Below are 26,393 nucleotides of genomic sequence, written 5' to 3'. Positions count from 1 at the left end.
AACGGTGTTGACGCGTTGTTATTGAGTGACGGTTTTGCAGCTGGTCAGCCAGGCTTCGGTGTCGATTTTCTGCTTTTGCAGGAACGCCTTCTGATTGGCCCAGTGGGTGCGCAAGTAAGGTTTGAGGTCTTGCAGCTGTTTGTTGCGGGTGATGATTTCTTCCATCACCGGGACTTGCGCTTCAAGCAGTGGCTGGCCGTACAAAGTAGCCGATTCCACCAGGCTGCTGGCGTAGTAACGGCTGAGTTTGTGCAGACGATCCTTTTGCTCTTCGAGCTTGCCCTTACGCATGTCGCAACTGGCATCTTTGTCAGCGCTTTCGCAATTAAGTTTGTAGTTTTTTTGCAGGAAGTCCACGTACTGACCATCGTCGAGCATCTTGGTGCACAGGAACGCACCCAGGTTGAGGCTGGCGCGGATCGCCTGGTCGCGGGTTTCTTCCTGCTGCTGGTTGCTGGCACGCAGCTGGTTCTCCAGGGCCTGCAGCTTTTCCTTGAGCGCTTTGTCTTCGACGCCCGAGGCGAGGTTGTTCAGCGATTGCACGGTGCCTTTGTCGGCGGATTCGGTTTCCTTGCTGCCGGTGCCGAGTTTCTTCCAGCTGCTTTCGATGCTGGCGACCCGTTCACGAGAGGTGAGGGTCGGGGAGACCAGCACCAGTCGCAGGCCGGTGGTCTTGTTTTTCACCGGGCCTTCGGCATTGTAATACGGCTCTTCCTGACGCAATGCCGTACGCAGGTCGGCTTGCGCAGTCAGGTAGTTTCCGCCACGGACGACATAGCCGCCGGCCTGACCGTGCTGGCGGTCGAGTTTGTTCAGTCGAAACGGCTCGAACATCATTTCGTCGACGTTACCCAGCATGTCATGCAGGCCCAGCGGGTTGGGTTTTTGCAGGCCCGTCAATTGCACTTTGCCGTTGGACGATTGCGCCCCGGCGAACCACTCGTAGGCGTTGATGCCTTCTGGCATCGGGTAGTGCGTGTCACGGAATTCAGCGGCACCGACTTCCAGCCCGCCGCGCGCGGCGAACTCCCATTCGACTTCGGTTGGCAGGCGCAGAAAGCCTTGTGCGCCGTCTTCCTTGGGCAGCTTGCCGGCGGCGTTTTTGCGCAGCCACAGGTTGTACTTGTCGGCAGCGTCGATGGCTTGCACCCAACTCACTGCCGTTTGCGGCAAGCGCATTTTGGTGGCGGCGGTGGGGCAGGTGGCTTCGGTCAGTGCGGCGTATTGCAGTTGACTCATCTCGTACTTGGCCATCAGGTAGTAGCGGGATTTGTCGTTCTTGGCCCCGGTGAAACTGCCGGCGATAAAGGTCGGACGGGTCTGTTCGACATAGCCGTATTCCGCGCCGTCCTGACCGATGTTGATCGGGTAGTCATCCAGGGGGCCTGCGACCGGAATGAACACCTTGCGAAACACCATCGAACCTTCGCAGGGCATTGGCAGCACGACGTCGGCAGCCTCGGGCATCGGGTTGTAATACTTCTCTTCCCAGCCCGCCGCCGAAGCGTCGAGCCAGTAGCTGAGGCTCAAGGGCAACAGCAAGCCAAAACGTTTATAGCTCACGCAGACTCTCCGCAGGTTGGATGTTGATGGCTCGCAGGGCGCCGATCATTGCCACCAGTGCAGCGACCAAAAAAGTCAGGAGCAGGGCCGCCAGGCCATGCCAAACAGTAATGTGGCAAACGAAGGTGCCGGTGGACTGGCTGCCGCCGAGCAGGTAGTCGAACAAATGACTGCCCACGGCATAGGACCCCAGCCCGCCAACGTAGCCGGCCAAGCTCAGTAATAGCGCTTGCAGGACCACGAAACCGCCGACAGCCCTGCGTTTGAAACCCAGCAGACGCAGGACCGCCAGGCTTTTGCGTTTACGGTCGATGTTGGCCAGGAACGCGCCGACCATCGATGCCACGCAGCCGATCAGTGCCGCGCCGGCGATCACACCGAAGATTAGCCCCAGCACATGGTTGATGGCTTTGACGTTGTCGATGTCGGCCAGTCGACTCGAGGTTTCGATGTGTTGTTCGTTGAGCCAGTGTTCCAGCGGTGCGACCTGATCGATGTCGCGCGCATAGACGCGGGCGCGGGCATACAGCGGTTGCAAATTATCCTGAGGCTTGCCGGTGGTCACACCGAACTCACTGACCTGATAACCGTCGCGAAAGCGCTCCAGATCCAGCAGCAGCGGCGGGGCGACAAACCCGGCAGCGCGACCGAAGCGGGCACCGTCGAGCACGGCCAGTACCGTCAGCGTCAACTCGCCGCGTTCATTGACGCCGTCCAGACGGCGCAAGGCCCGTAGCTGCACACTGTCGCCTGCCTTGGCCTGCAAGCGTTGCGCTGCGCTGGCGCTGAGGATCACTTGATGGCCGACGGGGTTGAGTGATGCCAGGTTCAGTTGTGGGTCGCCGGGCTCGGTGGCGATGATTTCCGCGCCTTCGACAAAGCGTTGCATGCCGATCAGCAGGTCAGCCTGGGTATTGAGCGAGCGGGTTTGTCCGAGGGCAAAACCGGTCTCGGGGCGCTGGCGCAAACGCTCGATCCAGGCCGTGTCGTAGTTGCCGTTGCTGAGCATCTTCACTTCAAGGTTGCGCGGGTCGCGCAGCAGTTCGTCTTGCAACTGGCTGACAACACCGTGTTTGAGCCCGAACAGCAACAACAACGGCGCGATCACCGCCACCAGGGAGGCGGCGATGCACAGCGAGACCTTGCGGTCGTGCCAGAGGTCTTGCAGCGCCAGTGAGCCTAAAAGGCGCAAGCGATCAGTCCATCGGTTCAAACCGAGTCTCCCCCTGATGGCTGATAGCGCCGAGTCGCGGCAGGCCGAAATCCTTCAACAAAGCCCAGTCATGGGATACAACGAGCGCACTCAGGCCCATGCCCGATACCAGGCTCAGGAGCAACTCGAACAAACGCCGGGCACCGTGAGGGTCGAGTGCGGCGGTCGGCTCGTCGGCCAACAGCAGCAGCGGTTCATGGGCAATGGCCCGAACACAGGCCGCGCGTTGGCGTTCGCCGATCGACAAGGCCTGAGGGTGTTTGTCCAGCAACCCTTGCAGGCGCAACACGTCAACGGCGTGGTCGATGTGATCGCTTTTTGCGGGCATCCCGAGCAAACGGCGTGGCAGGCTGATATTGTCCCGCACGCTCAGAAACGGCAACAAGCCGCCGCTCTGCAAAATGAACCCCAGGTGCCGTGAGCGCACCGCTGCAAGCGCAGGCTGGTCGTCAGTGGCCAACAGTTGGGCGATATCCTGAGCGTGCGTCGGGCCCAGCCGAAAGCGCTCGAGTTCCACCGGCGCGAGCAACAGACCGATGGCTTCGAGCAACGTGCTTTTGCCACTGCCGCTCTCGCCAGTGATGGCGAGGATTTCCCCGGCGCCGACCTGCAAGTGCGGCAGTCGCACGTGATGGGCGTGGGCGCCTTCACCACGGCGCACCAGCAGGTTCTTGATATCGAGCATCGGCGTCTCTTTAAGGCATCATTTCCAGTGGCACGGGGTAGACGTTGTCCCGCGCATCGCTGTCTTTGGCTAACGCGACCCAACGGTCTACATCGGCGTTGTAACGCTGGTAATGCCGCAGTTTGGTGTTCAGTGTGCGGATGAATTTTTCTTGTGCCAGACCATCCCAGCTCTTCCAGGTCTCTTCATCCAGGTTCAGCACTTCACTCTGATAGGGCAGGCCTTCGAGGTATTCACCAAGGACGCCCATGTCCGCCAGTTTGGCGTTGCTGTTCTGTTTGAGCTGATTGGGATCGGCGCCCATGGTCGCCGCCACCGAGCGCAGGCGATCGAACATTTCCGTCGGCGAAATCAGGCCTTCGTTGGCGGCATCGAGAATCTTCTTCATCACGTCGCTCAAGTCGCTGAGCTGTGACTTGGTCAGCAGCACCCGCACGTCGGTGGTCGGGATGTTCTGCTTGATCAGGTCGCGGTCGGTGATCCATGCCTTGAACACGGGCGGGGCTTTGCTGTTGGTCTTCTCGCCGAGATAGGCCAGTTGCATGGCGTGGCCGATTAGCGCCGCGTCTTCGAGCATCTTTTTCTCGGCCGGGTCTTGCTTGGCGTTCGCCGCACTGCCGATGGCTTCTTCGCCCATGTAGGCGGCTTTGACCTGTGTCGTAATCGCCCCGGCCAGTGCGTCGACCTTGCGACCGAATTCCTGCACATCGCCAGCGTTCACCGGGTAGTACAGCGAGGTGTTGGTGCCCGGGTAGGTTGACAGGTTCTGATACTGCGCCTCGGCCTTGGCGTGGTCCTTGGCCCCGGCCGGGGTTTTCAGGTGCAGGGTGTAAATCGCCACGCCCGGGTTGGCGGCTTCGATACGCACCTGCGTGGCGCTCAAACCGGTTTTCGACAGCTTGTCGTCGCCTTCGATGGCGCCCGCATCGGTGATCAGCACCACGTAACGTGCGCCGAACTGGTTCCAGTCGACCTTGTCGATGCTCTCCATGACGCCGGCAAACGAGTCTTCATCGAAACTGCTGCTCGACACGGTGGCCTGCTTGAGGTCGGCGATCTTGGCGAAGAAATCAGTGCTGTCTTTCACCTTGGTCGGGTCGGCGTACATCTTGGTGGTGTATTCCAACCCCGGCACCGCCTGGGTGTTGGAGCGGAAAGCCACCAGGCCGAATTTGACCTGCTTGCCAAGGTTCTGCGCTTCGATCTTCTGGTAAACCTTGCGGATCGCCTCGCGGGTGCGGTCGATGTAGGGGTCCATCGAGATCGTCGAGTCGATGACAAACACCACGGCCGCACTGAATTCCTTCAGCTGGTTGGCCTTTTTCTCTTCGGCTTCCTTGGCGCCGGCAGCGCTGCTTGCAGCTCCACCCTTGGCGTTTTTGTCATCCGGCTTGCTGACGGAGGCGACGTTGAGCAGGCGCGTGCGGAAACCGCTTTCGGTCATGACTTCTTCGCCACTGAGCACCGGCAGCAGGTAGAACTGCTTTTGCAGGTCGACGAAGTATTCAGGCTCTTCAGCCAGTACGCCGGGTGCTTGCTGGCCCTTTTTCAGCGTGGCCCGCAGTGGCGCGACTTTGCTGACCGGGTCCGGTGCATCAAGAATGCCTTCGACGGTGGCGCGGTCCTTGAAGAACAGCAGCCGGTCGCGGTTGGCCGGGTTGGTGAAGGCCAGCGTCAACTGCATCTTCCAGTCGGTGGTGCAGCTGGCAGGCAGCCAGCCAATGGTTTTGCCGTAGCTGTCGGGGCCGACTTTCAGCCACTCGGCGTTGTTTGCTTGCGCGCGCTCGTACACATAAAAACGGCTGAAGACCGGTTGCTCGTCGCCTGCTGCACCGCCCGCCGTCGGGCTGATTTTGCAGCCCGGTGTGGTCAGTACGCGTTGGAACAGGGTCTTTTTACCTGCCTGTATCAGCGGTTTGTCATCGGCCTGGGACAGCGGGCTGACGCACAGCGCCAGCAATGCGGCACCGCTCAACAGGAATTGACTCAGGGGCGAACGCATCACTTCTGCAACTCCTCAAAACGCTGCTTGGCTTCGGCGTTATTCGGGTCCTGGGCGAGGATGGTTTCGTACCAGTAGGCGGCGGTGGCGTTGTCCGCGGCCGGGAAGCACTCGCTGGCCTTCAGGTATTTAGGGTCGTATTCGCGGGCATAGGCGTTGGCGATCAGTGCGTCACCGGCCTGAGCACGGTTGGCGTACAGGCGCTGGGCGACGCCGCAGTGCTTGCTGGCCTTGGCCTGGTTGATGATCTCCAGCAACTTGGCACTGTCGGGGGCCGCTTTGATGCAGGTCTGGACGAAGGTCAACTCGGGCAGGCTGTTCATGCTCTCGAGGGTGCAGGCTTGAGCGTCGGCACCGGCGGGTGCGGCGGCAGGGGTTGTGGCCACCGAGGCCGGCGCGGAGGGGCGTTTGTAGAACCAGAACCCGGCGCCCGCTGCCAGCAGCAAGACCACGATCAATAGACCGATCAGGCCTTTGTTGCTTTTCTTCACCGGTGCGGGAGGCGGTGTGTAGGGAGGCTCGGTGAGTACCGACTCCAATTCCACTTCCGGCTCGATAGTGGAAAGGGTCAGTTCAGGCAGATCCGGGATCTCCGGTGCAGGTTCGCTCGGCGTCGTCAGTTCGGCGGCGCCGTAAGTCGAGCGTGTCTGGCCGCCGGCCGTGGACGGCAGCAAGCCGACGCCTGGTCGAACCACGCCTTTGTCAGCGTGGCCCAGGCTTTGTTCGCGCAGTTCGATCTGGAATTGCGAGTTGGCACCGCCTTCCAGCAGCGGGTCGATTACGCTCGGGCCGACCTGCGCTTCCAACGCTTCGCCGTTGGCCGTGAGGTTGAAACGCGAGACCTTGAACCAGAACGGATTGCTGCTCCACGCCTTGTGGTCCTGAAGGTAATAACCGTCCTGGTTGCGCTGAATGGAAAACTCCAGCTGTTCCTCGCCACCCTGCCATTTCTTCACAGTGAGGCGGGCCTGGCCAGGCACATTGGGCTCTAACGTGAGCAGGTCGACACGAATTGGCATTGCTTATCTCGCTGCGAAGGCTTTGAGCACTTGGCCCAGCCGTTCGTTCTGTTCAGGGGTGATTTCACGTCCGGCCCCATGGCCGGCATTGTCTTGCGTGATGTAGGCCAGGCCCGAAAGCCAGTCGCCGAGATACAGCTGTGCCTGATTGGACGGTTGCGCCGGCAGCACGGGCACTTGCCCCGGGCCAATGTCGGTGTAGAACGAAAACAATGGTGCCTTGGCTCCGGCGCGGCTGTTCGGGCGCTCGCTCACCGGCTTCTGCAGGTAGCCGAACCAGGACACGAAATCGCGCAGTACCCGTTGCACTTCCAATACCTGGCGCTCGACCAGTTGATCGCGCCGCGCGCCACTTTGTGCACGCTTGAGGACGGCACGGCTCAGTTGCCCCGGCAAGTCCTGGCGGTAGGCGGCAGTGATCAGTTCATCGACCACCGCTTCCACCAAGGCCTTTTCCAGCCCCAGCAAGTTGAGCAGGCTTTGCCGGGTGGTCAGTTCACGCAGGTGTGCGATCCAGGCCTTGAAGGCTGCTTTGGCAAAACGGTGCTCGTTGCTTTGCAGTTCGGGCGCCGGGGTACCCGTTTTGCTGCTGACTGGCGCGTCGTGGCTCAGGTCGTCACCGAAATCGAAATCGAAACCGGCGTCGTTTCCGTAGAGGCTCTGGCTCGGTGTCGGTGCGACCGGTTCTTCGTTCACGGCCGGCTCGTCTTCGGTCTCGTACACGCCGCTGAGGTACAGGTCTCGCACTTCTTCGCTCGACATGTCGAGTTGATCGATCAATTCGCCAAGTACCGCCGGCCGCCGGCCCAGCCCCGTCAAAATCATTTGCGCCTTGGCTTTCTTGGCGGCTGCGGCGCCATCGTCGTCAGCGTGGTACCAGGTTCTAAGGCCGTGAGTGGTCAGGCCTTCGAGGCACTCGCTCAATTGCTCGCGGATACGCTGCAATTTGAATTCGATATTGGCCACGCCTTTGAAACTGCTGCTGAAGTGGCTGATGCCACCGTCATCGTGGCGCAGCATTTCTGTCCAGGCGTTGACCGGGTTCTTGATGTGTTTGCACACCAGGGCGTTGCTGGCGAAGCTGGTGCCCAGCGCGTTGACACGTTCCTGATAGTTGGCATTGAGGCCGGTTTCCGCACCGGTTGCATCTTGCCCGATGAAGGCCGCGTCCATACGCGGTTTGCGCACCAGGTAGGTATTCTGGAAGGGTGTGCCAGCCCAGTCGCTCATCCAGCTCAGGCTGCCGAAACGTTCCAGCATGGTCAGCTTGACCATGCCGTTCCAGCTCTCGTCGTACTGATCGGGTGTCAGGCTCAGGGAGTTGGTAATGCGCAGGTCAAGCATGGTCAGCGCCCAGATCAGACCAGTGTCGCGCTTGCTGCGAGCGGCCGAGTCGGCGCCCTGGGTTTTTTCGATCCAGCGGGTCAGCACCGGGCCCACGTCGTTGACGTCGCTTTGTTTGGTCGAGCTTGTGCAGACGACCAGCGCGTTCATTTCCTGGTTGTCGGTGTAGCGTTCGAACAGGTAGGCGACCTTGCCGCGCAGGATCAACTGGGAAACGGAGTTGTCTTTGCTGGTGGATTGCGGGTCGTTGGAGTCGGCGATCTCGTGCAGTTTCTGGCGTCCGCGATAACCGGGGAAGTCCAGCAGGTCGACCTGATTGACGATGTCATCCACTGGCGCTTCGATCAGGCGGAAGGTCATTTCGGCGGTCAGTGCCGCCAATTGTGCGACTGCAACCGAATGACTGTTTTGCAGGCGATCGCCAACCAGCGGTCGAACATCGATCGGCAAGTCCTGCGGGCTGCCGAAGCGCTCGAGGATGTCGACGTTCATGATGCTGTCGCGCTGGCTGTAGGTGTCGTTTTCGAAACTCACCAAGGCCTTCAACGGTGCGAACACGGTCTCGGGCAACCCCAGCTTGTGCAGCGTGCCGGCCAGTTGCTGGTACACCCGCGTCAACTCGCGTTGTTCACCCCAGAGAATCGAAAACAGCTCGGCCCGCTCCTGGAAATTCAGGCGTGGTGCCAATTGCAGCGCTTTGGGCCAGTACAGGTGCTCAAGCTTCTTCACCGAGTTACGGAAGTTGTCGCGCAGGTAATCCCACAGCGACACCAGATCGTCAGCATCGACCCCCGTTTGCAACGGGCCGGTTTCGCGGCCTTCGAACGGTTTGAGTATGCGCTGGATGCGTTCTTCGTCGATTTCGTAGGAAATCCGTTCAAGGTCGAAATCCTTGAACCAGGCGTTGGCGAGAATCTTCGCCAGCTCGATTTCCTTGAACAGCGAGAGTTCTACCGGGAAGTCCTTGTCCTGGCTTGCCGTCGCCCGACGGCTGAAGCGTGTGACAAGTCCGGTGGCCTCCTTGCCACCACCCACCGGGTTGATGTGTTTGATGAAGTCCAGGCGATGGTCGCCGAACTCGGTTTCCAGCTTGCCGTTCTGACCGGCGGCGAGGGCCGAAATCAGGTAAGACTTGCCGGCCTGGGACAAGCCGAAAAAGCCAATGGTCATCGGCGTGCAGGCCACGCGGCCGAGGCTTTGAGCCAGGTTGCGGGCGCGGTGCAGGCGGATGTTCAGGTTGTCGGCTTCGCTGTCCAGGCGCGGCGCATTGCCGCGCGTCTGGCCAATCCAGTCCAGCGCCTGACCGGCGCCTTCATAAACAGCGGCCCAACTGGCAGAGAGCTGAGTTTGATCGGGGGTCAGGTCTTTCATTTGCGTTTCACACTTCCACTGTCGAGCCAGTATTTGGTCTCGCTCAGGCCGGCATCAAGCATGGTGTTGAGTTCCAGCTCGAGGTCGCTGCGCGGGTTGAAGTTGACGTTGTTGCTGTTGGATTCGATGTCGCGAACCGAGAGGCGGTCGCTGACCAGATCCTGCTTGCGTGTGTACTTGTCCGCCGGTTTGACCTCGAACCGCACCTTGAGCAGCGGCGCGCTGCCGTTTTCACCGATTGCCCGGGAAAACTTCTCCCGACCCGTCTTGGTGAACCGCAAGGTATACAGTGGTGAAGCGGCCCAGCGTTCAGTGGCCAACTGGCGGAAACCAAGGCGCAGATCGCCGCGCATTTCCAGCTGTGGCGTGTCGGCGGCCTCGCCAACGCCAATGACCGGTAGCTTGATTTTGTAGTCTTCGGATTGGATGTCGCGGTACAGCACGTCGGCATCCTTGATCACGTTGTTCAGGTCGATGACACCGATGTGTTTGACCGTCGAATACGGTTTGAGCGCCGATGCCCGGAAGTAGAAGTTCGGCACGCTGTGGTTGGCGCACAACAGGCAGAGCATGGCGCCGACCGAGGCAGTGCTTTTCGGGTCGTCGATCCGGCCGTTCTTGTGAAACGGGTACCAGCCGCCGGTGCGGTAGTTTTGCAGCGCCAGAATGCGCCCGGGTGGCAGCGGCAGCACCTTGCGAATGAACGCCTGGATGCCGGGCAGGCGCGAGGGGCGACCGGTCAGCAGCAAGACATCACAGGGGTATTGCGCGACCACTTCACACAGTGCACCAAGAACCTTGGTGATGTTGATCTGGTCGTTGAGGAACGCGGCGTGGAGCTTTTGCAGGTCGAAGCTGATCGGCGCGGCATACAGGTCGAAACCGCTCTGGCCGCCGACATCGCGACGCACGGCGGCATTGACGTAGTCGAGCACGGTCTGGCTGATGGCGTTGTCACCGAGCAATTGGCGGTAGCTTTGCGGGATGACTTCTTGCGGGACCTGCGGATCGTAATGCTCATACGCCTTGAGTAGCGCCAGGCCAAGCGGGGCGAACACCTGGAGGTTCAGTTGCTGGCGCAGGATCATGTCCTGGGCGCTGACCGATTCATCCCCACACAGCCGTGACATCAGCGAATCCGCGGATTTCACGCCAGCGTTCTGCAAGGCTTTTTCGAAGCTCGGCAGGATGAAGTCCTGAATCACGTCCAGCAGGATGTCATCACCGGCCACTTTGAAGCCATCGCGAAAACGCTGTTCGGGCACGATGTGCACGTTGCTGCCGCTGCCGGTATTACCCGCGCGGTCGAGGCGATAGTCGGTGATCACCAGGTCGGTGGTGCCGCCGCCGATGTCGATGGTCGCGAGGGTGATGCGTTGGCGGTCGGCCTTGTCCGGCCGGGCTAAGGTGTCAAAAAATTCTTCCGGGTGACCGGCGAAGTTCTCGTTGACCTCGGTGTACAGGTACACCAACTGGCCGCAGGACGCTTCGTCCCATTCAACGCGGATACTCGGGATCGGTGTGCGCGGGCTGACGGCCTGATCCAGATGTGGATCTTCCTCGCCGGCATGCCAGCCGAGGCTTTTCCACACCAGGCCGATGGCTTGCAGCATGCGTTCGTTGAGGATGCTGCGCTCGGCCTGGGGCATGCCCGGTGGCACGGTCAGGGTAATACTGTTGAGCTGGCGCGGCACGCGGGTGTGACCTTGGCGCGAGCGCTGGGCCGGGCTGTTGATTTGCGACAGCGCCTGGGCCAGCACTTCGGCGAGCATGAAGGTCATTAGCGAGCTGCGTGAATAACGCGGCATGAACACCGGCAGGCGATCGTCTTCTTCGAGGCTGTACAGCGCCTCGCCGGTTTCGTTGATCAGGTGCGAGAACGGCGAGGCGGTGGCGTACGGTTCGTTGTCGGTCTTGATGTACGAGCAGTTGAAACGCCAGCCGTGACCATAGGCGTTTTCGTCCCACAGATAGCGTTTCGGACTGGACAGGCCAGTGGAGCCTTCGGTGCCGCGACGACGACTGGCCAGGCGACCGGCCTCATTGCCGACACGGGCAATCGTCGCCCATTGGAATGCATCGTGACGACCGCTCTTGACCGAGCAGTGGTCTTTGCCGAAGTAAGCCTGGGCGAACTCTACGCGGCTTTCGAAAGGCAGGTTATAGGTGTGTTCGGGGGTGATCAGGTCGCGCAGTTCCAGCACGTAATTTTGCTTCAGCCCGGAGCCGGCCTGACCGTGGTTTTCGATCAGGATGCCGCAGGTGCGCGAGTTGCCGACGTCCAGCACCAGGTCCACCGGAATCGGTTTGACCAAGCCATTGCTGTCGTTGGCAACCACTTTCAGCTCGGGGATTTCAACTTTCGCCCGGGCCATCGACTGCTGGGCGGTTGACGGTTTGCTCAACAGGCTGAGCAAATTGAGGTAGTGCGCCAGGTGATGGTTGGCGCGGATATCGATATCCAACTCTGCGCGCGAACGGTGGGCATTGCCCTCATTGAACACCTCCAGCAACCACTCGTTGACCCACGGTTGCGCCAGAAACCAACGGGTTTCGCTAGCCTTGATGGCCAGTTTGAAAGACACGCCGGAGCTGATGTCTTCTTCGTTTGGCGCCAGGTATGCAGTGCCGTCACGCTTTGGCATCACACGGCTGTCGAACGCCATCGTCAGGCGGTGGGTGTTGCCGTCGATGTCGGGAGTCGCCAGTCTCACCAGGCGCATGCGCGACCAGTTGGTCGGGCCTTCATCGAAGCGATGTGGCGGCATGAAGCGGAAAAACGGGATCGGCAGCCAGACACCGTCGAGCAAGTCGAGGCTGCTTTTCATGTCGACGCTGAACGCCGGTTTGGCTTTTTCGATCTTTTCCGGTTCGGGCTCGTAGAAAAAGAAGTCTTTCTCTTCGTTGTATGTCAGGCGACAGATCAGCCCGCTGATCATCGGTGCGAACTCGCCCGCCGGTTCCTTGCGGGGATCCAGGCGCAGGGCGAAATCCATGAACTGGATGCCGGTGTCGCTGACCAGCGTGACGGTGTCTTCGAATTGAGTGACTTCAGGCAACATGTCGGGTTATTCCGTTTTTATTCGGCCGTTTGCCGAATGGACATGGGGAATTCTTCTTTTCCGTAACCGCCAGTGCAGTCCGCGATCGTCGTCGCCCCTTTGCGGCAGTTGACCTTGGGCATCTCGTAAGTGCTGCCATCGGCGCAAACGGCCTGGCCCTGGCTGTCGATGGCCAGGCTGCCACCCTTCATAGTAGCGCTCACCGGCCCACTGCATTTCGAACCGTCGGCCTGGTGTACGGTGACTTGGCCCTTACCGTCCTTGAGTTGGTACTCCAGGCGCAGCGGTTTGCCGGTCCGGCGGTCCTGTATCCCGGCGCCTGCGTTGTACTGACCGTCGAGGAACTTGGCGGCACCGTCGGCGGCGTCTGGCGGGATGCTCAGGGGAGGGCCGGCTTTTTTGGCGGTGGATTTGTCTGCCTCGGGCGATGTGACATCCGGTGGCGCGGTTTTGTTTTCCGGTGGCGTGGTTGGGGATTCGGCTGCCGGGTCTTTGGCTTTGTCTTTGTCTGCCGGGTCTTTGGCTGTGTCCTTGGCTGTGTCTGCGGCCTGGTCGGCCGGTGCTGCATCAGCCTCGTTGCCTTCGACTGCCGGCGTCTCCACGTCAGGGGTTCCGGTCACGGCGGTACCGGTGCCAGTGCCGTTGGTGGTACCTGTGACGGTGCCGGTCACGGGGACGCCATTGATAGTCGTGACATTACCGGTCAGTGGCGGCTCTTCCAGTTGTTTTTCCACCGGCACAAGGTCCTTAGGCAGCAAATCTACCGCCACCAACGGAATCGGGACGCAACCGCGCAGGCCGAGCAACAGCCACAAAAGCAGCAGCAGTAATGGCAGCAGCAACAGCCACCACCAGCGACGCCACCATGGGCGAGCAACCACCGGCACGACGGGCGCAACAGCAGGCGCTTCGGCCACGGGTGGCAGTGTGAACGCGGGTGGAACTTGATAGAGGCAGTGCAGGGGGTCGCTATTGCCGGTGCCGGCATGTTCGAAACCCCAAAAGGTCAGCACAGGTTTGCCTTGCACCAGGTAGACGAAATTTTCGTCGGGGAAATGAATCACGCGCTTGAGCAGTTTGCCAAATACGGCTTTGTCGCCTTGCTGCTGTTCGGCCGGATCAGTGCCCAGGAAACGCTGGCTCAACTCCTCGAGCGCGGTCTTCAGAGCTTCAAGCTGGCGGCGGGCGGGGGCTCGTTCTTCTTCGGTCGCGCTGCTCCACGGAATCACATCGCCGTCGATGGGACTATACCAATCGATCTGGTTGCCGAGTTCATCGCTTTGAGGGATGGCCAGATGATCGACCAAATCGGGGTTCTTGCGGCGAATGGCTTCGCGCAATTGTAGGGCTGCCCGGTAGACCGGTTGACCTGTTTCGCCGAGGGCAGTGAATGACCCACTCTTGCCGCTGCGTAATAGTGCCCCGCGCATTCAAACTCCCTACGATCCGTTGCGCAAAAATGACAGACAAATAGGTCTGTACTTGCTCCTGCAATTAGCGGGCGACCATAGTGTCATTATGATGTCGCCGTCAATCCGCAGGAGGTTTAAACCTTATGAGACTAACGCAAGCGTGCGGAGGTTGCATAAGGTCAATTAAATTTGGCGTGGGAAGGTTCGGGCGTAGGCTTTTTAAGCTGATTGAATCGTTTCAGTAGCGCTATAAAAAATGCACGGTCGGGTTTAATGCCTGTGTTCTCGTTGTGGAAGAAAACCAATGCGCAATGCCGGCGCGGCAAACGCCGTTAGTTGATTTCACCAAGGAGCAATTCTGATCAGTTTGTGCTCGGCCGATACTGCAGCGCCTCAGCCAGATGATCGCGGGTGATGCCATCAACTTGCTCGAGGTCCGCCAGGGTACGTGAAACTTTAAGCAGCCGATGGGCTGATCGCAGCGACAAGGTCAATCGCTCGCACGCCATTTCCAACCAGGTTTCGTCGGTTGTGGATAACTTACAGTGTTCGCGCAAGCCCGGCAGGTCAAGGAAAGCATTTGCGCAGCCCTGGCGTTTTTGTTGTCGTTCTCGGGCGTCGGCAACCCGCACTGCGGCGGTAGCGGTGTCATCACCGGGTTTCAGTGCAGGGTTCAATGCCGTGGCTTCTCGAGCGACGGTCAGGTGCAGGTCGATTCGATCCAGTAACGGTCCTGACAGTTTGTTGCGATAACGCTGGACCATGTCCGGTGTACAACTGCATTTGCCGCTGGGTTCGCCAAGATATCCACAGGGGCATGGATTCATCGCGGCTACCAGTTGGAAACGGGCCGGGAAGCGGACACGGTCCTTGGCGCGGGAGATGACGATGTGACCGGATTCAAGCGGCTCCCTTAACACCTCCAATACCTTGCGATCGAATTCCGGAATTTTGCTGTTTGAGACGTTAATCACAAAAAGTTGTCAAAAATACGCTGATCAGCCCTCCGCTGTGATTAGTCGAGTTTGGCGTTCGGGTCAGGTGAGATGCAGGTTTCCAAGAAGCTCGTCACCTCTCCGAAGTCAGGTACATCTATTCCGCGCTCATTTCCATTTCCGGACTTAAAGTGCCTAACCATGCGACAAGGCAAATTATGATGACTGCCATTAAAAACTCGAGTGTCATGCTGCGGCGCAAGGCATTGACCGCGGCAGAGTACTCTCCATTTCGAACTGACCGCTCCAATACCGGACTTAGGTGAAAGCGGTTCAGCGTGGCTAACACGATCATCCCGGCAAAGAGCAGGACCTTCAAAAACAGCAGTACACCGTACGTAGTGAGCATCACTTCATCGAGATTTGGACCGATGACAAACAGGTAATTCACTACGCCTGTGATGCTTATAATCACTACGATTACAGCGCCGGCCGATTCAAAACCAGTCAGCACCCGTGCAAGAATTCGAGCTTCTTGTTCGCCCTTTAGCGATTTCAACCGCAGCAGTAGAGCGAATGCCAATAGAGCACCCAGCCAGCCACCTGCGGCTAGAAGATGGAATATATCGGTTATGAAATGCCAGTAGCGTCGGCTGCCTTCATCCATGGCGCCGTGCCCTGTCCAAGCCAACGTCGCCAACGCAATCGCTCCGCATACGGTGACGATCCAGAGACTGGGTGTCGGAAATCGCTTGTTCAACGCGACGCCAATAATTGCCAACACCAAGGCAGCTATTCGGACCATCCAGGTCAACCCGACGTCGGTCCCCATGAGGACCATTTCAAAAATATGGTGATGTAGCTCCATAAGCTCCGACACACCGCTCATTGCTTTCGCAAGCAACAGCATGGCGACAAGGGATAGAGCTACACCTGCAACAGAAGTACCGTAAAGAAGCGACTCAAAATTCAAGACCGTGCCCGATACTCTTTCCTTTCCCCTGAGGCTGTACAAGCCGAAAATTGCCAATCCGAATAACAACATCAGGTCGAAATAAAGAGCAAAGCGAACCACAATATTTATTGAGTCGCTCATAAATCATTTCACTTTAAATGAGAAGTTGCCGGTGATCGGGTGAGTATCCGAGGAGACAGCACGCCATTCGACTTTGTAGGTACCGGTGGTCAGAGGTGCTGCCGGTGTAATCACCATCGTTTTCGGATCACCGCCACCAGCGACGGCGGCCTTAACACCCATTGGGGAGTTCGGCATGCCAGGCATATCGGTCATGATCAGTTTTGCACCGGAAAACTGAGTGGTGAGATTCTCAGAAAAGTGCAGTTCAATTTTCGAAGGGGCCGCCGCATTCGAGCCTTCTGCCGGAGTCGAAGAAAGGAGCTTTGGATGTGCTTGAGCAACTGCACTCAGAAGCAAACCAGCGGTAAGTGCAACAGCTACGGTCGTAGTTTTAAGGAATGACATGCAAGACTCCTCACAGCAAGAGCTGTTGATTCGAGGTTTGTTTGGGAATATCTAGTTTTTACTTTTCGATTCTTGTTAAAACCACTGATGATTAGCTAGTAGCCTTGTTCTAGGGCAGGGTGAACACGAGAAACTCACTAGGCCCCAACGTCACAGTGCAAGAACACGATGCCACACGAACGCAAACTGTTCGATTACATTTCAGTCAGCTTGACGCGGGTGCTTGGCCGCGAATTGGCGGGCGTAGCGGGATTTAAAGACGAGACCGCGTGCCCGCGATACCAGGGTTTTCACTCATTCAAAAATAACGAAAGTGGAACGCGGGGCGCAGTCTGAGAGATCGCCGTTGATCACAAATGTGCCGTTGTTCAGCTGACCTTCAAGTCAACACTAGGAAACTCTAGATGAAAGGCCGTTTTCCCGTCGCATGACGTACACCAGATCTTGCCATCATGCGCTTCAATAATTGATCGGGTAATCGACAGACCTAGCCCTGCGTTGCTTGGACTTCCTTCTCGCCGCGCTGGGTCCACGCGATAAAAACGATCGAAAAGCTTTTCAAGGTGTTCGGGGGCAATGGGTTCTCCGTGGTTCTCCACGACGACCAATACCGACATCTCCTTCTGGAGGATTTCGACACTGATCGTCTTCCCTTCATAGGTGTAGCGCAGCGCATTTGAGAGCAGATTAGAAATGGCTCTGTGGAGCATAAGAACATCGCCTCGAACACTGCCCCTTCCTGAAACCGTGAGCTCAATACCTCGCTCATCAGCCAACAGGCGGTAGTATTCGAGCAATTTCTCTACGACTTCCACCAAGTCTATCGGTTTGTTCTCGTGCGTGATCAGACCATTGTCAGACTTCGCCAGAAAAAGCATGTCATCAATCATTCGCCCCATACGCTTCAAATCATCAAGATTTGAGTACAGATTGTCTTCGTAGTCCTCGATATTCCTTTTTCTAGAAAGCACCACTTCGGTGTGGGTCATCAAGTTGCTGACGGGGGTCCGCAACTCGTGAGCAATGTCCGCAGAGAAATTCGATAAGCGAACAAACGCATCGTCCAACCTAGATAACATTGCGTTGAATGACAGCACCATTTGCTGAAGTTCTTTGGGAACCGGTGCTAATGGAATTCGTTCTTTGAGTGATTTAGCTGACATTGAGGCCGCGACCTGAGTGACTTGGCGAATAGGCCGCAGGCCACTGCTTGCAACCATCCAGCCCAGCGCCGCACTGACCAGCGCGCTGATCACCAGCCCTATCCAAAACCATCGCTCTAGCGTCTCGAAAAAGGACATGTGCTGAGTAACGTCAAAGATCAACATGACAGTCAATGGCTTGTCTTGCCCCGTCACAACGGCTTGTGCTGTCACGCCACGGAACATCTGCTCTTGATCTCGCCACTCCCAGACGTTGTTGTTTGGGATTGTGCGGAATTCCTCCGGAACATCGACGGGACCGGGATCAGCAAACAGTATTTTGCCGCCGCCATCGATTATCAGGGCAGTCAAATCACGGTGAGCGCCAAGCAACGCCTCCAGCTCAGGCTTAACATCACTGAATTGATCAATGCTGTTCAACCCCGTTAGAATTCTTTGAGTCGAATGGAGTTTTTCGTTCAGCGCCTGCTGATCCAGCATCTTGAAGTGATGCCGGCTGAGGTTATTGAAACTGAGTCCGGCAACGGTGAGAACGGCCGTTACCGCGAGCATGAACATCAGACTCATGCGAGTCGTCAGGGACATCCGGTTCATTCCGACTCCGAATCAGGTGCGTCGAGCATGTAACCCATTCCCCTTGAGGTATGAATCAACTTGACCTCAAAGTCGTCATCTATCTTGGCTCTCAACCTTCTCACTGCAACCTCGATAACATTGGTATCGCTGTCGAAGTTCATATCCCAAACCTGGGAGGCGATAAGTGACTTTGGCAGCACCTCCCCTCGACGTCGTAGCAACAGCTCAAGCAACGCAAACTCTTTGGCCGTAAGGTCTATGCGCTTACCTCCACGAATGGCCCGACGCTTGAGCAGGTCCACCTCCAGATCAGCCAATTTCATATAGGTTTGCGAGGGAGCGCCGTTACCCCGACGCAGCAATGTTCTGACGCGAGCCAACAGTTCAGAAAATGCGAAGGGTTTGATCAGGTAATCATCTGCCCCGAGTTCAAGTCCTTTCACTCGATCCTCAACGCGGTCCCGCGCCGTGAGGAAGAGCACGGGAACATCTTTTCCGGATGCACGAACCTTCTGAAGTACTTCCCAGCCATCCAGCCCGGGCATCATGACGTCTAAAATCAGCAGGTCATAGGCCTCGCTCAAAGCGTGCTGTAGCGCCACTTTGCCATTGGTAAAGCGATCCACATTGAACCCCGCCTCCGTGAGTCCTTGCTGCAAATAGATACCTATTTTGGGTTCGTCTTCAGCAACCAGAAGTCTCATGAGGGTGGCTCTCGGATAATGATGAAGCGCAGTCTGCAACGAAACACGCCAGCCAACCAGCAACTGACAGAAAAGTAATATTGGCTTCAGGTAGATGTCAGCGAGCGCTGTCTAGGGTTCAAGCATGAGTACTTCCTGGTGCTCGACCGACTCTTCAGCATGAAACGTTTGGGAGCCGGAAAAATCATTCCATAAGGAGTTGCCCCCATGAATCGCCTGAAAATGCTGTTTTTTGTGAGCTCAATACTCGTCTCAGCTTCTGTATGGGCTGAAAGTGGCGGAGACCGGGTGATAGAGCGTATGGAAGGCCTGCGCGACAGGGCTGAAGCCGTACTGATTCAAGCTGAAAAAGCCCCTGAAGGACAACGTCATGTCCACATGGCCGAGCATATGAAGATGCTCGGCGACATCATGAGCCAACTCCATAAAGATCATCCAGACGCCTCAATGTCACCCCAGCAGCACCTGGCCTGGATGGAAAAACACGACAAAATTGTCGACGACGTTCTGAGTCAAATGCAACGCGAGCACAAGCTGATGCTTTCAGAGAACCACCAGTGAGCAACTCGCTGGAAAGAGCTTTTTAAACAGTCTTGTTGAATGCGGCGTCATCTGGACGCCGTATTTATTTCGAAAACTGACGGAAATGTAATGTTCAGGTCAGTTAACTGGCAGCTCCGCATCATTAGCATAGCCGGTGCTTCCCACTTACTCCCGAGGTCACCATGAAAGCTAAGCTCGTTACCCCAGTCATCGCAGCAATCACCCTGCTATTCGGTGCAACGGCCATGGCAGGCGTAGGTCATGGGAAAGAGGACATCGGTCGTCCTGGAGTCGCCTCTGAGGTTACCCGTACGGTGGAGGTTGAGATGGGTGATCTTTTCTTCAAGCCTGAAAGCATCGACGTAAAACCTGGTGAAACCATTCGATTTGTCCTTCGCAATGAGGGTTTGATGCTGCACGAGTTCAACATCGGCAAAGCCGCTGCTCATGCAGCGCACCAAAAAGAAATGGTAAGCATGCTCCAGAACGGGACGCTGACCCCCACTGGTACCGGGAAAGCGATGAGCGACATGGGCCACAGCATGGGTGGAATGAAGATGGTCGGAATGGAACACAACGACCCGAACAGCATCCTGATCGAGCCAGGCGCAACCCAGGAGTTAATCTGGACCTTCAACAACAGCACTGGGCTTCAGTTTGCCTGCAACATGCCGGCGCATTATCAATCGGGGATGGTCGGTCAGTTTGACCTGAAATAAGCCAGAGCTGGCTGCTAACACCGCTTCGATACAAGAGTTGGCTACGCTCTGTCGCAGAGATCACAGCAATGCTCACACAGTGGGGTATAGATCATGAATAACCATCAGCATCCGGATGGAAACACCACCGCACCATTTTGGAGGCGCAAAACAGGCGTTGTACTGATCATGCTTATTGCGATTGGTGCCTTTTACGTTTTGCGGGAGCATTTCAGCCACGTTTATCCATTTTGGCCTTATCTGATTCTGTTGATCTGTCCATTGATGCATTTTTTTGGACATGGACATGGACATGGACATGGCGGACATAGCCATGGCGATCAGACAGCAACCAACAAGGACGAAAAAGGGAAATAGCCATGCCTACCATATCGAGCCACCACGAACACAGTCACGCCCATGCTGCTCCGCTCAATGACGATGATCTGCGTGACCCGGTGTGCGGAATGGCAGTCACTTCACCAAGTAAATTTGGTGAGTCTTATCAGGGACAGGCATATCAATTTTGTAGCCTGAAATGCCAGGAGAAGTTTCGAGCGGATCCTGAACGCTACAGCGGGAATGTTTCGAGCGCCGAATCCCGCGCCACCACTCCAGAGTCTGCGGTACAAACAGGCACTGAATTTACCTGTCCGATGCACCCGGAAATACGCCAGCCCGGACCAGGCAACTGCCCTAAATGTGGCATGACATTAGAGCCAGTCATGCCCGCGCTCGATGAAGAAGAAAATCCTGAACTCCGTGATTTCGCCCGACGCTTTTGGTGGTCGCTGCCATTAACAGTGCTAGTGACCGTACTCGCCATGGTGGGACACCCGTTACAACTCCTTCATGGCTCGATCCAAAACTGGATCGAGCTCGCTCTGGCGACTCCGGTGACCTTATGGGCAGGTTGGCCCTTTTTTGTAAGGGGTATAGCCTCTATTAGAAATCGCAGTCCAAACATGTGGACTCTGATTGGTTTGGGTACCGCCGCAGCCTATCTTTACAGCGTCGCGGCAACGGTATTTCCTCAAAGTTTTCCCACCACTTTCATGCAAGATGGACGCATCGGCGTCTACTTCGAAGCCGCCGCAGTCATCATCTCGCTGACCTTGCTTGGGCAGATTCTTGAGCTCAAAGCCCGATCGCAAACTTCCGCCGCCATTAAGTCCCTACTCGGCCTGTCGCCCAAAACCGCACGCCGGATCAATGCCGATGGCCAGGAGGAAGACATTCCTCTCACCCATGTTCACCTAGGAGACCACTTACGGGTCAGACCAGGTGAAAAGGTGCCAGTTGATGGTTCAGTACTGGAGGGTGAAAGTGCGGTGGATGAGTCCATGCTCACTGGCGAGCCAGTGCCGGTAATGAAGAGAGCTGGAGATAGCCTGATCGGCGCCACGCTGAATACACATGGGAGCTTGGTAATGGAGGCGCAGAAGGTCGGCGCCGAGACCATGCTGTCACAGATCGTACAGATGGTCGCTCGGGCACAGCGCTCCAAAGCACCAATGCAACGAATGGCCGACTCGATTGCCGGTTACTTTGTGATGGGTGTTATCGCGATTGCGATACTGACATTTGTCGGTTGGGGGCTTTTTGGCCCTGAGCCCAGTTGGGTGTTTGGTCTGATCAACGCTGTCGCCGTGCTGATCATCGCTTGCCCCTGTGCGTTGGGTCTTGCTACGCCCATGTCGATCATGGTTTCGACAGGTAAAGCAGCCAGCATGGGCGTGCTGTTTAGGGATGCCAGTGCCATCGAAAACCTTTGCAAGATCGACACGCTGATTGTCGATAAGACAGGCACCCTGACAGAGGGACGGCCAGTGTTTCACAGTGTGGAGGCCACACCCAGTTTCAATCCCCACGATGTTCTTCAGCTGGCTGCCAGCCTTGATCAGGGCAGCGAACATCCCTTGGCTCATGCCATCGTCGATCACGCCCGAACCGAGAACATTAAGCTCACCAAGCCAGAATCCTTTGAGTCTGGTTCAGGTATCGGGGTCAGTGGCATCGTTGATGGCAAGAAGATCCAGCTGGGGAACACCGCGTTAATGGAAGCCGCAGGCGTGAACACCAAGCCCCTACAAAAGCGTGCAGAGTTGTTGCGTCTTGACGGCATCAGCATCATCTACCTCGCAGTCGACGGGGTATTGGCAGGGTTGCTGGCAGTATCAGATCCAATTAAACCGACCTCCAAAGAAGCAGTCACCAAGCTCAAGGCTGATGACATCAAAATCATCATGGCTACTGGCGACGGGCTCACCACCGCTCGGGCTGTCGCCAGGGAGATGGGGATTGAAGAAGTCCACGGTGAAGTGAAACCTCAGGACAAGGAGCGTCTGGTCGCAGACCTCCAGCAATACGGCCGGAAGGTCGCCATGGCTGGTGACGGTATCAACGATGCTCCGGCCCTGGCGCGAGCAGATGTGGGCATTGCCATGGGGACAGGGACTGACGTTGCGATGAATAGCGCGCAACTCACGCTGGTAAAAGGCGACCTGATGGGGATTTTACGAGCAAGGGCTCTTTCGGTCGCAACAGTAAGAAACATGCGGCAAAACTTGGGTTTCGCTTTTATTTACAACTCGATGGGTATTCCCCTCGCCGCAGGCCTGCTTTACCCGCTGACGGGGCACCTACTGTCACCAATGATCGCTGCGCTAGCCATGAGCGTCAGTTCTGCGTCTGTAGTTTTCAATGCTTTGAGACTGAGGAATACCCGAATAGATTGAGCATCACCGATGCTCGCAGCCCGAAATACATAACTCTTGACCTTGCCATGGTGTCAACGTTGATCCTGTTGTTGCGGTGAAAAGAGACCGCTCAGCACAAGAGGAATAACCATGTTCGTCTTAAATGTATCAGGCATTGGTTGCGGCGGCTGCGTCAGCAAAATCACCAAAGCAATTCAGTCACTGGACAGCGAAGCCATGGTTTCCGTGGATCGTTCCGCCGGTAAGGTGAGCGTTGAATCAAAGCTGAGGGGCTCATAACGACCCAAAGCGGTAAACCTGGGCAAGTGACTACCCATGTGCTTTCTTCAGTCCCTTCAAGCGCACATTCGCCCTTTGAACAGCGGCCATTTTTTCAGGCCGCTTCATGCGTTTCCATTTTCTGATGTCTTCCTTGCTTCGCCCACAGCTCACACACAGATCACCACTGAGTTGGCAAACTGAGATGCAGGGATTCTCGATTTCTTTAGCCATTGTCAGCCACCTTTGGACACACGTGATTGAGTCAGGCGGGTGTTCCAGTCACCTCCGTGAGTTCGCTGGCACTCCTCCTCAGAGTCGAAGCGGACGTTAAGGTTTGAAGGGATCAGATCGATGTTGGCCTCATTCAACGCTAAGGCCGTCAACTCAAAGATGCGCGCCTTAGCGTTAACCAGGGCGCGCTTTCTGTCAGCCTGGGTTTCGAACACCCAGATTACATTCAGGGTTTCAGCCAATGCGTTCAGGTCAGCGGCATGAGTGAGCCAGGTAAAGCCTTCGATTTCACCTTTTGCTGTTTCGCATGCTTCGGTGAGCGTGGTCATCAACCGACGTTCGATTCGTGCCAGTTCACGTTTCCCTGGAGGCATTGCGGGTTCCTTTGGAGACAATGGTGGGGAGGCGCTGAATCAGACAGGTCGAAACTCGACCGTCAGATGGCTGACTTCGTAGACCGGCTTGAGACGTTCACGAATTCTATCGGCGTTCGCAGTGGCCTCACCAAGGACGCTGACGATGGCCGCATGGGCTTGCGGTCCAATCCGCCAGACGTGCAAGTCCGTGATAGTGGCATCCCCCGGTTTCTCAACCATTTCGCGGATTTCCTCGGCAACGTGTGCGTCTGTCTGATCCAGCAGTACTCCTGCGGTTGCCCCCATCAAGGTCCATGCCCAGCGCGCGATAACAATGGCGCCGACAATGCCCATGACCGGGTCTAGCCAAACCCAGCCGAGATACCGGCCGGCGAGCAGTGCAGCAATGGCCAGAACCGAAGTCAGCGCGTCTGCGATGACGTGGACGTAGGCCGATTTCAGGTTGTTGTCGTTCCCGTGGTGGGCATGGCCGTGATCGTGATCGTGCCCATGACTGTGCCCGTGGCCCAGCAACAAGGCACTGACAATGTTGACGATCAAACCGGCAATCGCGATGAGCGTAGCGGTGCCGAACTGAACTTCCGTTGGCTGCAAGAGGCGCATGACAGACTCAATGCCAATTCCCAGGGAGACCATACCGAGAATCAGTGCCGAGGCGAATCCGCCCAAGTCTCCAACCTTTCCGGTACCGAAACTGTAGCGCTGGCTGGAAGCATGGCGTTTTGCGTATCCGTAAGCGGCCGCCGCGATGCCCAATGCGCCGGCATGGGTTGCCATGTGGAAGCCATCGGCCAGTAACGCCATCGAACCCGTGATATAGCCGGCGGTGATCTCGCCAACCATCATCACCACCGTCAGTGCCACAACCCAAAGCGTACGCTTGGCATTTTCGTCGTGCGCTGAGCCAAGGAACACGTGGTCGTGTGTGTAATTGATGTTGGTGCTGCTCATGAGTTTGTACCTAGATGCGTTCACTTGGCGTAACGGCGAATGGCTTCAAGAAGCTCTTCGACGCCCTTGTTACGCTCTTCTTCGCTGAGCGCAGGGTTCGCGACATGCTCCCGCGCGTGGTCCTCGATGATTTCCTCCATTAAGCCGTTGATTGCTCCGCGAGTGGCAGCAACAAGGTGTAGTGTTTTGGCGCAATCGAGATCCGATTCCAATGCCCGTTCAACGGCTTGGATTTGTCCGGCTATGCGTTTTACGCGTTTGAGAAGATTTTCTTTGTTTGCTGCAATATGGCCCATAGGATACCCCCCCTAGCTATGCATTGTGCATGATAGGCATACCCCCTATACCTATGAAAGACCAAGGAGCTGAGAGAGCAACTACAGTGCCTGGCAGTAAAGAGGCTTCAACTGCGAGTGAGGAGCGAGAGTAGCTGGAATGTCCGCCTCTGACCGTTCTCTCCCGGCCATGACCAAGAAGCGTACTGGTCGAATACGCTGCAAATCGTTTATCAGGTCAAAAGCAAACGAGTGATTAAGTCTGTGCAATTACCCGTCAATGACACTCACAACCCGAAACATATAACTGTTGACCTTGCCGTCGTGTCAACGTTGATGCTATCGGTGCGGTGAAAAGAGACCGCTCAGCACGAGAGGAATAACCATGTTCGTCTTAGATGTATCAGGCATCGGTTGCGGCAGTTGCGTCAGCAAAATCACCAAAGCGATTCAGTCACTGGACAACGAAGCTACCGTTTCCGTGGATCGGTCAGCCGGTAAGGTGAGTGTTGAAAGCAGCGAAAGCCCAGAGCAGATTCGTAAAGCTGTCGAGGCGTTAGGTTTTCCTTCCCAGATCAGTGCTTGAATGCTGGCACCTTTCCATGGTCAGAGCCCCGTATACAGGGGCTCCCCTTGGTTAACCCTCAGGAAGTACCGAAGCAGCCACGTCGGCCACAATTACCGCTCGCAAGCCCTTGCGCTACTAATCACCTCGCAGAGCTTTGAGCAAACCTTTGAATGCTCCATTCAACCTAGTAAAAGCGGCGTCGAAACGTATTCCATTTTCTGTGTACTTTGCGATCTCGACCTGCTGATCGACAGTATTTTGATCAATGGCAGGTTGAGCTGGTGTGCTGTAAAGCAAAGCACCTCCGTAAATATCATTTACTGATTCTTTTCCGGTAATGTGTTTTACATTTGTTGTTTTCAAAGAAATCGGAGTAGCAGGAGTTTCTTTTGTCTGGCTTTGCAAAAGCACAGTAGAAAAATCTAAATCTCGGGCCTTGAAGTTCGGCGTATCAGCGTTTGCGATATTGTTACTCAAGATTTCAGCTCTTTGGCTACGAAAAATTAACGCTCTTTCTGCGGAGCCAAGCGCTTTCTCAAAATTAATACTCACACTCAATCACCCTCAGTAGCGTTGCTATTTTTCATGAGCATCGAACACTTAAGTGTTGACGCGGTGCATCCAGGCTCACATATGCAGTTCCAGTGCAGAAACTAAAAAAACATCTGCACCTTGAAAGCTATCGGACACTTACAATGTTAAGCGCCTCAACTGATACTCAGTTAATAGCGGTGTAACGTTGGAAGATCGAGACCTTACGGATTAAATAGCGTGTTCCTCAAGAGAAATATCGCAACCTGACACAACTGTAATATTGGCCTAAGGTTCCTGACAGGGTATGAGTCTTATAGTCCTATTGAGCCTTAAGCTCTCCCCTAAGAATCGTCACTTGATGTGGATTCGAGGGGTTACCAATACTCATCCGAGGAAATTCAAATGAACCCCATCAAAACTTTGTTCGTCATCGCAGCCCTGACCGTCTCTTCTTTGGCTATGGCTGAAGGCGGTGGTGACCGGGCGTTCGCACGTATGGAAGTGGCTAGGAATAATTCGATGGAGTCGTACCAAGTAGCTCAAACGCAAAGCTCCCAACCTCCCGTCGCAGAAAGCCAAGCCAAAGCGATGGACCACAAGAATTGCTAAATAGCTGGGTACATTCCCAAGCTGACAGAAATGTAATCACTGTGGTGGTTTAAATGTGGCAATTTCTGAGCTCGCTTGCCGTAAGAGTTCGTTT

The 26,393-nt window shown here is 56.5% G+C and carries 23 protein-coding genes and 2 pseudogenes; 7 read left to right on the top strand and 18 right to left on the bottom strand.

The window, feature by feature from the left end; genetic code table 11:
* Window positions 1-18: 18 nt before the first annotated feature.
* The 13 genes and pseudogenes from ACSFE6_RS02275 to ACSFE6_RS02215 all read right to left on the bottom strand — a co-directional run bounded on the left by ACSFE6_RS02275 (window position 19) and on the right by ACSFE6_RS02215 (window position 18,532).
* Complete coding sequence (locus ACSFE6_RS02275; RefSeq protein WP_435426071.1) at window positions 19-1,563, bottom strand: SUMF1/EgtB/PvdO family nonheme iron enzyme; 1,545 nt, start codon at window positions 1,561-1,563, stop codon at window positions 19-21.
* A complete protein-coding gene (locus ACSFE6_RS02270; protein WP_435426070.1) occupies window positions 1,553-2,776 on the bottom strand; it encodes an ABC transporter permease in 1,224 nt (407 codons plus the stop codon). Before ACSFE6_RS02270 ends, ACSFE6_RS02275 begins: the two co-directional genes overlap by 11 nt.
* Window positions 2,760-3,461 carry an ABC transporter ATP-binding protein gene (locus ACSFE6_RS02265; protein WP_435426069.1) on the bottom strand — a complete coding sequence of 234 codons (702 nt, stop codon included), beginning with the start codon at window positions 3,459-3,461 and terminating at the stop codon, window positions 2,760-2,762. Before ACSFE6_RS02265 ends, ACSFE6_RS02270 begins: the two co-directional genes overlap by 17 nt.
* A gap of 10 nt (window positions 3,462-3,471) precedes the next feature.
* Complete coding sequence (locus ACSFE6_RS02260) at window positions 3,472-5,463, bottom strand: vWA domain-containing protein (protein ID WP_435426068.1); 1,992 nt, start codon at window positions 5,461-5,463, stop codon at window positions 3,472-3,474.
* The gene (locus ACSFE6_RS02255; RefSeq protein WP_435426067.1) at window positions 5,463-6,482 is read right to left on the bottom strand and encodes a hypothetical protein; all 1,020 of its coding nucleotides are present in this window, start codon (window positions 6,480-6,482) and stop codon (window positions 5,463-5,465) included. Before ACSFE6_RS02255 ends, ACSFE6_RS02260 begins: the two co-directional genes overlap by 1 nt.
* A 3-nt stretch (window positions 6,483-6,485) precedes the next feature.
* Window positions 6,486-9,197, bottom strand: coding sequence for a putative virulence factor (locus ACSFE6_RS02250; protein WP_435426066.1), 2,712 nt, complete (start codon window positions 9,195-9,197; stop codon window positions 6,486-6,488).
* Entirely contained in the window at window positions 9,194-12,259 is a 3,066-nt protein-coding gene (locus ACSFE6_RS02245; RefSeq protein ID WP_435426065.1) for a virulence factor SrfB, read from the bottom strand. The genes ACSFE6_RS02250 and ACSFE6_RS02245 overlap by 4 nt, the downstream gene beginning before the upstream one ends.
* A 17-nt stretch (window positions 12,260-12,276) precedes the next feature.
* Window positions 12,277-13,689 carry an SrfA family protein gene (locus tag ACSFE6_RS02240; RefSeq protein ID WP_435426064.1) on the bottom strand — a complete coding sequence of 471 codons (1,413 nt, stop codon included), beginning with the start codon at window positions 13,687-13,689 and terminating at the stop codon, window positions 12,277-12,279.
* A gap of 344 nt (window positions 13,690-14,033) precedes the next feature.
* Window positions 14,034-14,624: pseudogene (locus ACSFE6_RS02235) on the bottom strand (ATP-binding protein); the annotation flags it as partial.
* A gap of 139 nt (window positions 14,625-14,763) precedes the next feature.
* Window positions 14,764-15,702, bottom strand: coding sequence for a copper homeostasis membrane protein CopD (gene copD, locus ACSFE6_RS02230; protein WP_435426063.1), 939 nt, complete (start codon window positions 15,700-15,702; stop codon window positions 14,764-14,766).
* A gap of 3 nt (window positions 15,703-15,705) precedes the next feature.
* Entirely contained in the window at window positions 15,706-16,089 is a 384-nt protein-coding gene (copC, locus tag ACSFE6_RS02225) for a copper homeostasis periplasmic binding protein CopC (RefSeq protein ID WP_019821291.1), read from the bottom strand.
* A 368-nt stretch (window positions 16,090-16,457) separates the two neighbouring features.
* Entirely contained in the window at window positions 16,458-17,846 is a 1,389-nt protein-coding gene (locus ACSFE6_RS02220; protein ID WP_193863530.1) for a heavy metal sensor histidine kinase, read from the bottom strand.
* On the bottom strand, window positions 17,843-18,532 hold the full coding sequence (locus ACSFE6_RS02215) for a heavy metal response regulator transcription factor (RefSeq protein ID WP_024078225.1): 690 nt from the start codon (window positions 18,530-18,532) through the stop codon (window positions 17,843-17,845). The genes ACSFE6_RS02220 and ACSFE6_RS02215 overlap by 4 nt, the downstream gene beginning before the upstream one ends.
* A 207-nt stretch (window positions 18,533-18,739) precedes the next feature.
* On the opposite strand from ACSFE6_RS02215, the gene ACSFE6_RS02210 reads away from it, so the two are divergent.
* The 5 genes and pseudogenes from ACSFE6_RS02210 to ACSFE6_RS02190 form a co-directional block, all read left to right on the top strand.
* Entirely contained in the window at window positions 18,740-19,093 is a 354-nt protein-coding gene (locus tag ACSFE6_RS02210; protein ID WP_024078227.1) for a co-regulatory protein PtrA N-terminal domain-containing protein, read from the top strand.
* Window positions 19,094-19,257: 164 nt separating this feature from the next.
* A complete protein-coding gene (locus tag ACSFE6_RS02205) occupies window positions 19,258-19,794 on the top strand; it encodes a cupredoxin domain-containing protein (RefSeq protein WP_050683279.1) in 537 nt (178 codons plus the stop codon).
* A gap of 93 nt (window positions 19,795-19,887) precedes the next feature.
* Window positions 19,888-20,151 carry a DUF2933 domain-containing protein gene (locus ACSFE6_RS02200; RefSeq protein WP_193863531.1) on the top strand — a complete coding sequence of 88 codons (264 nt, stop codon included), beginning with the start codon at window positions 19,888-19,890 and terminating at the stop codon, window positions 20,149-20,151.
* Window positions 20,152-20,153: 2 nt separating this feature from the next.
* Entirely contained in the window at window positions 20,154-22,511 is a 2,358-nt protein-coding gene (locus tag ACSFE6_RS02195; protein WP_193863532.1) for a heavy metal translocating P-type ATPase, read from the top strand.
* A gap of 111 nt (window positions 22,512-22,622) precedes the next feature.
* Window positions 22,623-22,754, top strand: a pseudogene (locus ACSFE6_RS02190) (heavy-metal-associated domain-containing protein); the annotation flags it as partial.
* A gap of 48 nt (window positions 22,755-22,802) precedes the next feature.
* Here the strand turns inward: ACSFE6_RS02190 and ACSFE6_RS02185 are convergent.
* The 4 genes from ACSFE6_RS02185 to ACSFE6_RS02170 are packed head-to-tail and all read right to left on the bottom strand — an operon-like array spanning window position 22,803 to window position 24,609.
* A complete protein-coding gene (locus ACSFE6_RS02185; RefSeq protein WP_050683282.1) occupies window positions 22,803-22,985 on the bottom strand; it encodes a DUF1289 domain-containing protein in 183 nt (60 codons plus the stop codon).
* A 2-nt stretch (window positions 22,986-22,987) separates the two neighbouring features.
* A complete protein-coding gene (locus ACSFE6_RS02180) occupies window positions 22,988-23,359 on the bottom strand; it encodes a hypothetical protein (protein ID WP_050683283.1) in 372 nt (123 codons plus the stop codon).
* 39 nt (window positions 23,360-23,398) lie between these two features.
* Window positions 23,399-24,313 (bottom strand): CDF family Co(II)/Ni(II) efflux transporter DmeF, encoded by a 915-nt coding sequence (gene dmeF / locus ACSFE6_RS02175; protein ID WP_193863534.1) that lies wholly within the window; start codon window positions 24,311-24,313, stop codon window positions 23,399-23,401.
* Between the two features lie 20 nt (window positions 24,314-24,333).
* On the bottom strand, window positions 24,334-24,609 hold the full coding sequence (locus ACSFE6_RS02170) for a metal/formaldehyde-sensitive transcriptional repressor (protein WP_050683285.1): 276 nt from the start codon (window positions 24,607-24,609) through the stop codon (window positions 24,334-24,336).
* A gap of 364 nt (window positions 24,610-24,973) precedes the next feature.
* On the opposite strand from ACSFE6_RS02170, the gene ACSFE6_RS02165 reads away from it, so the two are divergent.
* Complete coding sequence (locus ACSFE6_RS02165) at window positions 24,974-25,174, top strand: heavy-metal-associated domain-containing protein (protein WP_019821359.1); 201 nt, start codon at window positions 24,974-24,976, stop codon at window positions 25,172-25,174.
* 117 nt (window positions 25,175-25,291) lie between these two features.
* On the opposite strand, the gene flgB is transcribed toward ACSFE6_RS02165, so the two are convergent.
* The gene (flgB, locus tag ACSFE6_RS02160; RefSeq protein ID WP_077750531.1) at window positions 25,292-25,708 is read right to left on the bottom strand and encodes a flagellar basal body rod protein FlgB; all 417 of its coding nucleotides are present in this window, start codon (window positions 25,706-25,708) and stop codon (window positions 25,292-25,294) included.
* A gap of 384 nt (window positions 25,709-26,092) precedes the next feature.
* Here flgB and ACSFE6_RS02155 point away from each other — a divergent pair, with 384 nt between their 5' ends.
* A complete protein-coding gene (locus ACSFE6_RS02155; RefSeq protein ID WP_050683287.1) occupies window positions 26,093-26,299 on the top strand; it encodes a co-regulatory protein PtrA N-terminal domain-containing protein in 207 nt (68 codons plus the stop codon).
* The last annotated feature ends 94 nt before the right edge of the window (window positions 26,300-26,393 follow it).

It is taken from the genome of Pseudomonas baetica, assembly GCF_051216495.1.
GTDB classification, from domain to species: Bacteria; Pseudomonadota; Gammaproteobacteria; order Pseudomonadales; family Pseudomonadaceae; genus Aquipseudomonas; species Aquipseudomonas baetica_B.
This window is presented reverse-complemented; position numbering and strand designations above follow the sequence as displayed.